Consider the following 13,175-nt stretch of genomic DNA (forward strand, 5'->3'; position numbering starts at 1 on the left):
TGACATTCCTTATGTGCATGATTCATTCATGAAGCGGCGGCAAACCGCTGCGCGTGCCAGCCTGCCTGTTAAGCGGCTGCGTGTCCGGGCGCATGGGGTCAGACCATAAACAGCCGATAAGTTGCGGGCAACCAGACTGTCGCTGCTGGAAAAAAACTGTCGTTATGGCGGATTGGCGAATGGCTGAAACCCGCACGTTTCGGCAATATGGCTCACAGTTTCATGCGCTTTCATGACGCTAAATCGTCGGGTGCATGAACGTTTCAGTGAGCGGGCGGCTCTTTTCGTATGGAAACAAACACTTACGCGGCACTGGTGGGCTTTGTCGACATGCTGATGGACGCCATCTGTGTGGTGGACGTCGAAGGTCGCTACGTTTTCGCGAGTGCGGCGGCAGAGCGTATCTTCGGTTACCGGCCCGACGAACTGATCGGCCGCAAAATGATTGAGCTGGTGCACCCCGATGATCGCGAACGCACGTTGGCAGCAGCGCGGGACATCATGGGAGGGCAGCCCAACGTCGGTTTCGAGAACCGCTACGTGCGCAAGGATGGGCGCATCGTGCACATCATGTGGTCAGCGCGTTGGTCCGAAGTCGATAACCTGCGCATCGCAGTGGCCCGCGACATCACCGAGCGCAAACGTTCCGATTCCGTGCGCTCGGCGCTGCTGAGCATTTCCGAAGCCGCTCACGTCGCCAGCGACTTGCCCGCATTGTTCAAGGACATTCACGGCGTGATCGCAGACCTGCTGCCCGCACGCAATTTCTATGTCGCCTTGCGGGACAAATACAGCGGCCTGGTGAATTTTCCCTACTACGTTGACGAGCTTGATCCGACGCTTCAGCAGCCGGTGGCTGACGCCCTGGCCTCCGAAGTGGTCGGCACCGGGCGGCCGCTGCTGCTGGCGCCTGTACTCGTCGATGCTGATCCGGTCATTCCGACGCCTGAGCATCTCCGGAAACTGCTCGGTGGCGACGGCCTGTCGTGGCTCGCCACCCCATTGGAAACCCAGCACGGCATCATCGGTGCGCTGTTGGTCAAGAGCCATCCGGACTGCCCGCATTACGGCGAGCGGGATCAGGAACTGTTGCAGTTCGTCTGCACCCAAGTGGCGGCGGCCATCGAGCGCAAACAGCTGTATGACCGCCTGAAAAGCATGGCCCAGTACGACCAACTGACCCAATTGCCCAACCGCATGCTCTTGCAAGAGCGTCTGCAACAATCCCTGGAACGGGCAAAACGCAGCGCTGGACGACTGGCGCTGCTCTACCTCGACCTCGACAAGTTCAAGCAGGTCAACGACACCCTGGGCCACGCGGCGGGAGACCTTCTGCTTCAGGAAGTCGCCCATCGCCTCAAGCTGTGCGTGCGCGAAACCGACACCGTCGCGCGAATCGGCGGCGACGAGTTCGTCATCCTGCTCGACCGCGTCAACCATCCGGACGACTCCGCGAAAGTCGCGGAAAAAATCTGCAGGACCCTCAACGTGCCCATGGTCCTCAAAGGCAACGACTGGCAAATCCTGCCCAGCATCGGCATCGCCAACTACCCGGAAAACGCCACCGACCTGACGCAACTCTTCCGCCATGCGGATGAAGCGATGTATTGCGCGAAGAAGGGTGGGGGGAATCGATTTCAGGGGTGAAAACCGCTCTAACTCGCGCTACTGTCTGTCCCATCGAATTTTCCGCGACGGAGTGATGATGAAGACGGTGCTGGTGTTGGTCGAGAGCGTGAACGAGTACTTACCGATCTTGGAAGAGCAGGGGTTTCGGCTGATCCTGGCGCCGACCCTGGCCATGCGGGCGGAGGCGGTGGCGACGCGGGGCAGCGAGATCGACGCAGTGCTGACCCGTGGGCCATTGGGATTCACGGCGGCCGAGATGGCGGCGTTGCCGAAGTTGGGGATCATCTGTGTGATCGGCGCCGGTTACGAGCAGGTGGACCTGCCTGCTGCAGAAGCGCGAGGCATCGTGGTGACCAATGGGGCGGGAGTGAATGCGCCGACCGTTGCAGACCATACGATGGCGTTGCTGTTGTCGCTGGTGCGTGACATTCCCCAGGCCGATGCGTCGGTGCGGCGCAGCGAGTGGCGCAAGGTCACGCGGCCTTCGTTCGCCAACAAGCGCCTCGGTATTCTGGGGCTGGGTTCGGTGGGCATGGCGATCGCCAAGCGTGCGCTGGGTTTCGACATGCAGGTGAGTTACCACAGCCGTTCGCCTCGGGCCGGTGTGGGTTTCACCTATTGCGCCACGCCGCTGGCACTGGCGGCTGAATCCGATTTTCTGATCGTGGCGACGCCGGGCGGCAGCGGCACGCGTCATCTGATCGACCGCGCCGCTATCGAGGCGCTGGGGGCGGAAGGTTTCCTCATCAATATTGCCCGGGCCAGTGTCGTGGACACTGCAGCGCTGGTCGACGCGTTGCAGCACGGGCGTCTGGCAGGTGCAGGTCTGGACGTGTTCGACGACGAGCCGCAGGTACCGGATGTCTTGAAAAGCTTGAACAATGTCGTGTTGACGCCCCACGTCGGCGGTTTGTCGCCGGAAGCCTCGCGGGGCACGGTACAGATGGTCGCGGACAACCTGCTGGCGTTTTATGCGGGCAAGCCGGTGCTGACGCCTGTACACAGTTGAATCCCCGAACGCATCGATTTCATTCTTCCAACAACAAATAGGGAACCCCTCATGTCTTCATCTTCTGCTTTGAAAGTCGCACTGGTCACCGGTGCAGGAAGCGGCATTGGCCGTGCCGTGGCGCTGCAATGGCTCAAAGACGGCTACGCCGTGGTGCTGGCCGGGCGTCGCCTGGAACCGCTGACTGAGCTGGCCGAACAGGCGAAAGCGGCGGGTCAGCAGGCGCTGGCGGTGTCTACCGATGTGCGGGATGCGGCGAGTGTCGAGGCGCTTTTTGCCACGATTGAAAAAACGTACGGGCGTCTGGATGTGTCGTTCAACAACGCAGGCATCGGCGCACCGGCGGTGCCGATGGATGAGTTGTCGGTGGAGCAATGGAAGAACGTGATCGACACCAACGTCACCGGGATGTTCTTGTGCGTGCGCGGCGCGTTCGGTCTGATGCGTCGTCAGGTGCCGCAAGGTGGGCGGATCATCAACAACGGCTCGATCTCAGCGCATACGCCACGGCTGTTCAGCTCGCCGTACACCTCCAGCAAGCATGCGGTGCTGGGCCTGACCAAAAGCACCTCGCTGGACGGTCGGCAGTACAACATCGCCTGCGGCCAGATCGACATTGGTAACGCGTTGACGGAGATGACCGACCGCATGACCAAAGGCGTGTTGCAGCCCAACGGTGAGTTGCAGGTGGAGCCGACGATGAACGTGCAGCACGTGGCCGATGCCGTGAGCTACATGGCCGCGCTGCCGCTGTCTGCGAACGTGCTGAACATGACGGTGATGGCGAACAGCATGCCGTTTGTGGGGCGTGGGTGAATTAGATTGCATTGCTCCGTCCAAAACCTCCGGGGATCTGTCCAACCCGGCCTGCCACCGAATCCGCACACTGTGTCCCTGTCGAGCTAACTTTCAATCGAGGACATGACCATGAGCGAATTCGTCATTGCACCCGTCGCCACGCCGTCGCTGGCCGTGGCCGGGACTTCTGCCCGTTTCCCGATCCGTCGCGTGTTCTGCGTCGGTCGGAATTATTCCGAGCACGCCCGTGAAATGGGCCACGACCCTGATCGCGAGCCACCGTTCTTCTTCGCCAAGCCTGCTGATGCCGTGGTCCCGGCCGAAGGCACGATCCCGTACCCACCGCTGACCCAGGACCTGCACCACGAAATCGAATTGGTGGTCGCGATTGGCAAGGATGGCGTGAACATCGACGCTGAAGACGCCCTGAGCCACGTTTGGGGCTATGGCGTCGGCCTGGACCTGACTCGCCGTGACTTGCAGGCGCAGGCCAAGAAAATGGGCCGTCCATGGGAATGGGCCAAGGCGTTCGACGCGTCCGCCCCGGCCACTGCGCTGTTACCGGTGAGCAAGGTCGGTCATCCCGACAACGGTTCCATCTGGCTGGACGTGAACGGCGAACCTCGCCAGCGTGGCGACCTGGCGGACCAGATCTGGGCCGTCAAAGACGTGATCGCCTACCTGTCGCAATCGGTCGGCGTCAAAGCGGGCGATTTGATCTACACCGGCACGCCAGCGGGCGTCGGCGCGCTGCAACGGGGTGACGTGGTCACCGCAGGCATCGAAGGTTTGGCCGAACTCACCGTCACCATCGGATAAGCCGCGAGCGTCGAGCGGCAAGCTGCAAGCTGCAAGCTGCAAGCTGCAAGCTGCAAGCTGCAAGAGAAAAGCCTGTGCGCGTTGGCTTCACGCTCGCAGCTTTTAGCTTGCAGCTCGCCGCTCAAAACTTGTAGCTTGAGCCTTTTTTCCGGGCTTCATTTCGATGGCGAACACCCCCCGCATCCAGACCTACGGCATGCAACAGCGCAGCGACCGCATGGATTTTTACATTCGTGACAAGTCTGCTCGACCGGCGCTGACCTCGCCCCATCGGCACGAATATTTTCAGATCCAGATCAACCTCGGCGGCGACACCGTGCAACATATCGGTGGCGCGATCCGGCCGTTCCCGCGCAACACCCTGGCGTTCATCCTGCCCCATCGTCTGCACGTGATTCCGCATCCCGAAGACGGCAACTTCGTGCTGATCAATTTCTCTCAGGAATTCCTGCTGCAACGTCTGCACTGCGACCCGATGGACCTTGAAGACGTGCCGCTGACCGAGGCACCTGAACTGGCGCCATTCCGGTTTCAGGAGCACCTGGATTTCATCCTCGACGACGCACAGTTCGCCGAGGTGACGACGTTGCTCATGCAGATGCGCGAAGCCGATCAGACGAGGAAAATGGGATCGGGGTCGGTGTTGCGGGGGTATCTGCTGCAGTTGATTGGCGAGGTCTGCAACCTGTTCGAGGCCGAGTTGATGGCGCTGTCGGCGAACAAGGCCGAGCGAAGAGGGCGGCGTGATGCGATGGGGCGGGTGATGGATTACATTCGCGATCACATTGCCGATCCGGCGATGACCCTGACCGACGCAGCGGCTGCGGCGTTTCTTTCGCCCAACTACCTGACCCACCTGCTGCGCAAGGAAACCGGCAGCACGTTTTCCGAGCTGGTGCTGGAGCGGCGCATGCGTCTGGCCCGTACGCATTTGATGAACAGCAACAAACCCCTGAGCCACATTGCCGAGATTTGCGGGTTTGCCGATGAGGCGTATTTCTCGCGGCGGTTTCGCAAGGCCCATGGGGTGCCGCCTGGGCAGTTCCGGCGGGAGCACAATGGATTGTCGGCGTAGCGCGGATTCTGTAGGAGCGAATTCATTCGCGAAGCGGCCGTGCAGCCCATGCACCTTTATCGGCTGTGCCATTTTTCGCGAATGAATTCGCTCCCACAGAGATCGGGGATCGCCGCTGGAACCGGGGCGATCCCTTGGATCACACCAACCCGGTCGCGTAATACACGCCAATCACGAAGAACGCCGCCAGCACCTTGAAGATGGTCATGCCGAAGATGTCCTTGTAGGCCTCGCGGTGGGTCAGGCCGGTGACCGCGAGCAGGGTGATGACCGCGCCGTTGTGCGGCAGGGTGTCCATGCCCCCGGCGGCCATCGAGGCGACGCGGTGCATCACTTCCATCGGGATGTGCGCGGCATTGGCGGCGGCAATGAAGGTGTCGGACATGGCGGCCAGCGCAATGCTCATCCCGCCGGAGGACGAGCCGGTGATCCCCGCCAGAATGTTGATAGTGATCGCCTGATTCAACAGCGGGTTGGGGATTGCCTTCAGCCCGTCGACCACCACCAGAAACCCCGGCAACGCCGCGATCACCGCGCCAAAGCCGTATTCCGATGCCGTGTTCAACGTCGCCAGCATTGCGCCGCCCACGGCCGTCTTGCTGCCATCGGCCAGTTTGCTGGCGACAGTGCGAAAGGAGAACACCAGCACGGTAATGATGCCCACGAGCAACGCCGCCTGCACCGCCCAGATCGCGGTCAGCTTGGCGACGTCGGTCTGGATCGGCGCCTTGAGGCCCGGCAGGTGAATGCCGTACGAACCGCCGTACCAGCCCGGAATCCATTTCGTGAACAGCAGGTTCATGACGCCCACGAGGATCAGCGGCAGCAGGGCGATCAGCGGGTGGGGCAGTTTGATCTGCTCCGGGGTTTCCGGCTCATTGCGCAGGTTAGTCCCGTAACCTTCACCGGCCCGGGCGGCCTTACGACGCTGGTATTCCAGATAGACGATGCCGCAGACCAACACGAACAGCGAACCCAACACGCCCAGCCACGGTGCGGCCCAGGAGTTGGTGCCAAAGAAGGTCGTCGGAATGATGTTCTGGATTTGCGGGGTGCCGGGCATGGCGTCCATGGTGAAGGTGAACGCACCCAGCGCGATGGTCGCGGGCATCAGGCGCTTCGGGATATTGCCTTGGCGGAACATCTCGGCCGCGAACGGGTAGACCGCGAAGACCACCACAAACAGCGACACACCGCCGTAGGTGAGCAAGGCGCAGACCAGCACGATCACCAGAATCACCTGGCTGCTCCCCAGCAACCCGATGACTGCCTGGACAATAGCGCGGGAAAAACCCGACAGTTCGATCAGCTTGCCGAACACCGCGCCGAGGAGAAAGACCGGAAAGTACAGCTTGATAAAGCCGACCATCTTGTCCATGAACAGGTCACTGAACACCGGCGCCACGGCGGTCGGATCGGTCAGCAGCACAGCGCCAAGGGCGGCCAGTGGGGCGAAGATAATGACGCTGTAACCCCGATACGCAGCCAGCATCAGAACGCACAACGCCAGAACGGCGATGACAACACTCATGAGTCAATCCTTAAAAGCGGCACAGCGAACCGCCACCCGGCCTGGACAGGCGAGGTGTGGTCCGCAGTGGATGTGATTGTTTTTATTGTTCAGGCGAGCGGTCGTGCGCTCGCCTTTTTCCGCAAAAAGCCAACTGGAGCGTGACGCTTATTGGGCGGCACCGGCGTAGGGCACGTCCTTGTGGCCATAACGGCGCACGCGGATGTTGGCCTGTTCCCCGTGACCGGCGAAGCCTTCCAGCGCACACAGGCGCGAGCAGTATTCGCCGACCATCGCTGAAGCCTCGTCGGTGAGGACTTTCTGATAGGTGCAGGTTTTGATGAACTTTCCGACCCACAGACCACCGGTGTAACGCGCGGCTTTCTTGGTGGGCAGGGTGTGGTTGGTGCCGATGACCTTGTCGCCGAACGACACGTTGGTGCGCGGACCGAGGAACAGTGCGCCGAAGTTGCGCATGTTCTTGAGGAAGTAATCCGGGTCCTTGGTCATCACTTGCACGTGTTCGAAGGCCAGGTCGTTAGCGATGGCCAGCATTTCCGCTTCGTCCTCGGCGACGATCACTTCGCCGAAGCTTTCCCAGGCGCGACGGGCGATGTCGGCGGTCGGCAGAATTTTCAGCAGGCGCTCGACTTCGGCCATGGTCTCGCGGGCGAGTTTTTCCGAGGTGGTCAGCAGGATGGCCGGGGAGTCCGGACCGTGCTCGGCCTGGCCCAGCAAGTCGGTGGCGCACAGTTCGCCGTCGACGGTTTCGTCCGCGATTACCAGGGTTTCGGTCGGGCCTGCGAACAGGTCGATGCCCACGCGACCGAACAGCTGGCGCTTGGCTTCGGCAACGAATGCGTTGCCCGGACCGACCAGCATGTCCACTTGCGCGATAGACTTGGTGCCCAGCGCCATGGCGCCGATGGCCTGAATACCGCCCAGGCAGTAAATCTCGTTGGCACCGGCCATGTGCTGCGCGGCGACGATGGCAGGCGCGGGTTTGCCGTGGAAGGGCGGGGCGCAGGTGATGATGCGCGGCACACCGGCGACTTTCGCGGTGATCACCGACATGTGCGCCGATGCCAGCAGCGGGTATTTGCCTCCGGGCACGTAGCAGCCTGCGGCGTTCACTGGAATGTGTTTGTGGCCGAGGATGACCCCCGGCAGGGTTTCGACTTCAACGTCGACCATGGAATTGCGCTGGTGCTGGGCGAAGTTGCGCACCTGGGTCTGGGCGAATTCGATGTCCTTGAGGTCACGGTCGCTGAGCTGATCGAGACAGGCCTGGATTTCAGCATCCGTGAGGCGGTAGTCCTCGCGGTCCATCTTGTCGAAACGGATTGCCAATTCACGCACGGCGGCGTCGCCACGTGCTTCGATGTCGGCCAGCAGATTTTCAACGGTATCGCGGACTTCACGGGCAGCGGATTTGATGACTTCTGCTTCGGCGCCTTGTTTAAGCCACTTAGCCACGGTGTTCTCCTTCGAGCTTGTTCTTATGGGTGTGAAGATTTGCATACGTATGCAATGGCTTGATCTTAATCCAGGATTTTTCAGGTTGCAAACCCCTCACGCCGAATGGGCGCGAATTTCAGCGCGGGATGTGACATAAGCGATTGGCAGGTATCATCATTTTTTTTTCGGCGGTCGAAACGATATGTCAGACAACACGGAGCGGGGACGGCGTCCGGTGACGGCCCATGACGTGGCCAGGCAGGCGGGGGTTTCCCAGTCGGCGGTGTCGCGCACGTTCACCAAAGGCGCCAGTGTGTCGCCCGACACCCGGCGCAAGGTCGAAGAGGCCGCAGCGCTGCTGGGCTATCGCCCCAATCTGGTGGCGCGCTCGCTGATCACCCGACGCTCCAACCTGATCGGCGTGGCCATTCCGGGCATGGCCAACCCGTTTTATGCGCGGGTGCTCGAATCCCTTTCAGCGGCTTTCGAAGGCTTGGGCTATCGCATTCTGTTGTTTTCCATGGCCAACAACGAAGATTCCGACCCGGTGCTGGAAGAAATCCTGCGCTATCAGGTCGACGGTCTGGTGCTGGTGTCCGCGAGCCTGTCGTCGCATTTTGCCGAGGAGTGCCGCACCATCGGACTGCCCGTGGTGCTGTTCAACCGCACCAATGGCAGCACCTCTGTCTCCAGCGTGACCAGCGACAACCTCACCGGCAGTCGCACCATCGCGCAGTTTCTGGTGGCGGCCGGGCATGAGCGATTGGCGTTCATCGCGGGCAAGGAAAGCTCTTCGACTAACCGTGACCGTGAGGCGGGTTTCAGCGGCTATCTGACGTCGCAAGGGCTGCCGCCGCCGTTGCGTGAAGTGGGGGAATACACCTTCGAAGGCGCCATGGCCGCGACCCGCCGGTTGCTGAGCCTCGATGCGCCGCCCGATGCGATTTTCTGCGCCAACGACCTGATGGCGCTGGCCGCGATCAACGTGTGCCATGAGCGCGGGGTGAAACCGGGCAGCGACGTCTCCATCGTCGGGTTCGACGATTTGCCGCAAGGGCAGTGGCCCATCTTCGGTCTGACCACGTTCGAACAGCCCATGACCGAAATGATCGGCCGCGCGGTGAACATCATCTGCGCGCAACTGGCCGATCCGAACACCTCGGCGATTCAGGAGATTCTGCCGGGGCGAATGATCGTACGCGACACGGCGCGAATTCCCGCAACGGGCATGCTGGAGATCAATGGCGAGCGGATCTGGGAGCCCTGACGCCATCCCGCGCCATCAGGTTCTCAAAGCCCGCGTCAGTTCGCTGAACAGCGCGGACACCGAACGCAGTGCCCGGCAATCCGGCCGGGTCAGCAGCCAGAGCCCGGTGTCGTGGCCTTCCAACGGTTCGCCCAACCGTCGCCATTCCCCTTCGCGCAACATGAAATCCGGCAACGCGGCGACGCCCATTCCCGCCCGTACCAACTGCGCGACGGCGAGCATCGAGCTGCATCGATAGGCCACATTCACCCCCGGAAACTGCTGACGCCTCCACGCAACGGTGGGGTGGTCGGGCAGGAAGTCATCGGGGGCAACCCAGTCCATCCTCTCCCACTCGACCTCGCCGCACCGTTGCACATACGCCTCGCTGGCGCACACCTGATACGACACCGTGCCCAGCCGCGTGCCCACCAGATGTTCCGGTGGCGCATTGGTCAGGCGCAAGGCGATATCGGCGTCTCGACGGCTGAGGTTGGCGAAGGCGCTGGAGGTGTTGAGCTCCAGCTTCAAGCCGGGGTAATCGGGCATGAACTGCCGAAGCGCCGGGAGCAGCAGGTCTTGCAACACGGCCTCGGTGCAGGTCAGGCGCACGGTGCCGCTGACAATCTGCTGGCCCTGTTCAAGGCTGATTTGCGCCAGTGCCAACGCTTGCTCAGCACTTTCGGCCTGTTGCGCCAAGTGCATCGCGGCGTCGGTGGGCCGATACCCCGAGCGGCTTTTTTCGAACAGCGACGTACCCACCGAGGCCTCCAGCCTGCGCACGGAACGGAACACGGTCGAGACGTCCACTTTCAGCAATTCGGCCGCTCTGGGCAGGGTCTTGCCGCGCACCAGGGCGAGGATCAGCACCAGGTCCCCGTGGTTGATTCGGTATTGCATTGCTGCATTGATCACTTGTCGAGACGCCAATATTGATTGCACGACGGCAAGCTTATAGTCAGCGCCGGACTGACCGCAAAGCGTTTCGATATCAGGGAGCACGCATGAAACAGAAGCACAGCATTCGCATCGCATTGGTGGGGGATTACGACGTGAGCGTGCCCGCGCATCAGGCGATTCCCGTGGCACTGGACCGGGTGGCGGGGGAGACCGGCATTGTCGTCGAAGGCCAATGGGTGCCCACGCCGGACGTGGGAAACGGCGGAGGTTTGAAGGCATTCGATGGCGTCTGGTGCGTCCCGGCCAGCCCTTATCGCGACATGGACGGCGCGCTGACCGCGATCCGCTTTGCCCGTGAACAGCAGGTGCCGTTTCTCGGAACCTGCGGCGGTTTCCAGCACGCTCTGCTGGAATATGCGCGCAATCACCTGGGCTGGACCAACGCCGAACACGCGGAAACCGCGCCGGACTCTGATCAGGCCATCATCACCCCGTTGAGCTGTTCGCTGGTCGAGGCCTTTGCGCCGATTCGTCTGCTGGCTGGCTCGCGTATCGCCACAGCCTATGCCGCCGAGCAGACCCAAGAGCGTTATCGCTGCCGTTACGGGCTGCGCAAGGAGCTGGAAGCGCAGATCTTCGCCGGGCCGTTGAAGGTCAGCGGCTATGACCTCGACGAGGAAATTCGCGCCATGGAACTTGATGGGCATCCGTTTTTCGTCGCCACCCTGTTCCAGCCCGAGCGCGCGGCACTGGAAGGCAAAACGCCGCCGCTGGTGAAGGCTTTCGTGCGGGCGTGCGCGTTGAGCTGAGGGGGCAGCGTTTACGCTTCTGACTGCACACGCTGAGCGGCCAGTCGACGGCCGCTCTGCAACACGAACACCCCGCCCAGAATCGCCGCGATGGCCACGACGTCCAGCCCGTGCACCGGCTCGCCGGCGACAAATATGCCGATCAACAACGCGATGACGGGCGGGATGTACGTGGCCGAGGCGGCGATCACCGCGCCCAGCCGTTCGACGATGAAGTAATACAGGATATACGCCACGCCGGTGCCAGACAGGCCCAGTCCGAGGGACACGCCGATCATGGCTTTGGGGCTGTCGGTGATGTGTTCCATGCCGGTCCGGTCGGTGACGGCCAGCAGGATCAGCAGCGCCAGGCCGATCTGATAGGTGCACAGCGCGACCGCCGAAATGTTCAGCCCGGTCAGGAAACGTTTGGCGTAGACGAACGAGCAACCGATGCTCAACGAGCCGAGCATCATGTACATCACGCCTTTCACCGAGATTGCCGCGTCGCCGGTGGCCCATGGCCGGGCGATCAACAGCACGCCGACGAACCCCAGCAGCACGCCCAGGGTCATGCGCCCGTTGAGTTTTTCTTCCCGCAGAAACAGAAAGGCACAGCCGAAGGTGAACAGCGGAATCACCCCGCTGAGCAGGCCCGCGACGCTCGACAGCAACAGGGTCGTGCCTTCCGCGTAGAGGTAGTAGTAGACCGCTGTCGCCAGCAGCGCCATCACCAGAAAGTGATGCAGATGGCGCACGTGGCTCCAGCTCAGGGCACGGGTGGCCAAGGCGTAAACGAGGATTGGCAGGAAACCGAAGAAGGAGCGGACCAGCACGATCTGCGCGGGAGAAATCCACTCCAACGCCCACTTCATGAACATGAAGTTGGTGCCCCAGATCAGCCCCAAGAGGGCGAAGGCGAAGTAGGCGATGTTTTTCATGGGAAGTCGGTCTGCCGCTTGATCGATGAGGTGGCGATTGTGCGCGGTGGCGTGATCCGTTACAAATCATCATCTCTATGGAATGGAATAGAAAATCTACGCCATGAAGCCTTCTCCACCTCTGAAAGCGTTGCTGTGTTTCGATGCAGCCATGCGATTGAACAGTTTTTCTCTTGCGGCCGACGAGCTGAGCGTCACGCCCGGCGCGGTTGGCCAGCAGATTCGCAACCTTGAGCAGTGGCTGGGCGTGTCGCTGTTCACCCGGCAGATCCGGCACGTGCAGCCCACGCCGGACGGCCAGGCGTACTGGGCGCGCATTCAGCCTGCGTTGGCGCAGATCATCGACGCCAGCCACGCCTTGCGTGATCGCCACAACAACAACGTCTGGCTGAACATGCCGCCGAGCCTGGCCGCCAAATGGTTCGCCCGGCGCATGGCCGGCTTTCTTGAAAGCCATCCCGGCGTGGCGTTGCACTTGAGTTCGTCGATCAGCCTCACCGATTTCAGCAGCGAGCGGGTCGATCTGGCGATCCGGCATTTCGACGGGCATGCGCCGGAGCTGGACATCGAGCTGCTGCATCAGGACGACGCGAGGGTGTATTGCAGCCCGGCATACATCGAGCAGGTCGGGTTGCGTCAGCCGGAAGATTTGCGACGGGCGACGCTGCTGCACAACACCTTGCACCCGCATTGGTCGGACTGGTTACAGCGCTTTGCGGGAATCGGCGACGAGGAGGGCAGGGACATTCCCGGCATACATTTCGATCAGTCATTGATGGCCATCGAAGCGGCGCGGCGGAATCAGGGGGTGGTCATCACCAGCGAATGGCTGACCCAGGAGGAGGTGGCGAGCGGGGTGTTGGTGGAACCCTTCGCACAGCGCTTGCCGCTGACGAAGGGGTATTACCTGGTGCAGCCCAAGCATTCGATCCTGCGCCCGACGGTGCAGGCGCTTAAGGCGTGGCTGATCGTACTCGCCAATCAGCCATCGAACGGGTGAAG

Annotated in this window: 12 protein-coding genes; 8 read left to right on the forward strand and 4 right to left on the reverse strand. The window is 61.8% G+C overall.

The features are described from left to right. Window positions 1–288: 288 nt before the first annotated feature. The 5 genes from ACWKWE_RS18400 to ACWKWE_RS18420 all read left to right on the forward strand — a co-directional run bounded on the left by ACWKWE_RS18400 (window position 289) and on the right by ACWKWE_RS18420 (window position 5,330). On the forward strand, window positions 289–1,647 hold the full coding sequence (locus ACWKWE_RS18400; RefSeq protein ID WP_483851303.1) for a sensor domain-containing protein: 1,359 nt from the start codon (window positions 289–291) through the stop codon (window positions 1,645–1,647). A 58-nt stretch (window positions 1,648–1,705) separates the two neighbouring features. Further along, window positions 1,706–2,638: a 2-hydroxyacid dehydrogenase gene (locus ACWKWE_RS18405; protein ID WP_483851304.1), complete on the forward strand. Its 933-nt coding sequence runs from the start codon at window positions 1,706–1,708 to the stop codon at window positions 2,636–2,638. A gap of 51 nt (window positions 2,639–2,689) precedes the next feature. Beyond that, a complete protein-coding gene (locus ACWKWE_RS18410) occupies window positions 2,690–3,454 on the forward strand; it encodes an SDR family oxidoreductase (protein WP_166597953.1) in 765 nt (254 codons plus the stop codon). Between the two features lie 111 nt (window positions 3,455–3,565). Further along, window positions 3,566–4,255, forward strand: coding sequence for a fumarylacetoacetate hydrolase family protein (locus ACWKWE_RS18415; RefSeq protein WP_483851305.1), 690 nt, complete (start codon window positions 3,566–3,568; stop codon window positions 4,253–4,255). Window positions 4,256–4,418: 163 nt separating this feature from the next. Continuing rightward, window positions 4,419–5,330 carry a helix-turn-helix transcriptional regulator gene (locus tag ACWKWE_RS18420; protein ID WP_483851306.1) on the forward strand — a complete coding sequence of 304 codons (912 nt, stop codon included), beginning with the start codon at window positions 4,419–4,421 and terminating at the stop codon, window positions 5,328–5,330. A 139-nt stretch (window positions 5,331–5,469) separates the two neighbouring features. Here the strand turns inward: ACWKWE_RS18420 and ACWKWE_RS18425 are convergent, their stop codons facing one another. Together ACWKWE_RS18425 and hisD are read right to left on the reverse strand one after the other, a co-directional pair. Beyond that, window positions 5,470–6,861, reverse strand: coding sequence for a GntP family permease (locus tag ACWKWE_RS18425; RefSeq protein ID WP_166597956.1), 1,392 nt, complete (start codon window positions 6,859–6,861; stop codon window positions 5,470–5,472). Between the two features lie 147 nt (window positions 6,862–7,008). Next, window positions 7,009–8,316, reverse strand: a complete 1,308-nt coding sequence (gene hisD / locus ACWKWE_RS18430; protein ID WP_166597957.1) for a histidinol dehydrogenase — start codon at window positions 8,314–8,316, stop codon at window positions 7,009–7,011. A gap of 184 nt (window positions 8,317–8,500) precedes the next feature. Here hisD and ACWKWE_RS18435 point away from each other — a divergent pair, with 184 nt between their 5' ends. Then, window positions 8,501–9,565 carry a LacI family DNA-binding transcriptional regulator gene (locus tag ACWKWE_RS18435; protein WP_483851307.1) on the forward strand — a complete coding sequence of 355 codons (1,065 nt, stop codon included), beginning with the start codon at window positions 8,501–8,503 and terminating at the stop codon, window positions 9,563–9,565. 15 nt (window positions 9,566–9,580) lie between these two features. On the opposite strand, the gene ACWKWE_RS18440 is transcribed toward ACWKWE_RS18435, so the two are convergent. Beyond that, window positions 9,581–10,444, reverse strand: a complete 864-nt coding sequence (locus ACWKWE_RS18440) for a LysR family transcriptional regulator (RefSeq protein ID WP_483851308.1) — start codon at window positions 10,442–10,444, stop codon at window positions 9,581–9,583. 104 nt (window positions 10,445–10,548) lie between these two features. Here ACWKWE_RS18440 and ACWKWE_RS18445 point away from each other — a divergent pair, with 104 nt between their 5' ends. Further along, a complete protein-coding gene (locus ACWKWE_RS18445; protein WP_166597960.1) occupies window positions 10,549–11,253 on the forward strand; it encodes a CTP synthase C-terminal region-related (seleno)protein in 705 nt (234 codons plus the stop codon). A gap of 11 nt (window positions 11,254–11,264) precedes the next feature. Here the strand turns inward: ACWKWE_RS18445 and ACWKWE_RS18450 are convergent, their stop codons facing one another. Beyond that, complete coding sequence (locus ACWKWE_RS18450) at window positions 11,265–12,173, reverse strand: DMT family transporter (protein ID WP_483851309.1); 909 nt, start codon at window positions 12,171–12,173, stop codon at window positions 11,265–11,267. A gap of 103 nt (window positions 12,174–12,276) precedes the next feature. Here ACWKWE_RS18450 and ACWKWE_RS18455 point away from each other — a divergent pair, with 103 nt between their 5' ends. Next, window positions 12,277–13,173: a LysR substrate-binding domain-containing protein gene (locus ACWKWE_RS18455; RefSeq protein WP_483851310.1), complete on the forward strand. Its 897-nt coding sequence runs from the start codon at window positions 12,277–12,279 to the stop codon at window positions 13,171–13,173. Window positions 13,174–13,175 lie beyond the last annotated feature (2 nt).

It is taken from the genome of Pseudomonas salicis (genome assembly GCF_057128705.1).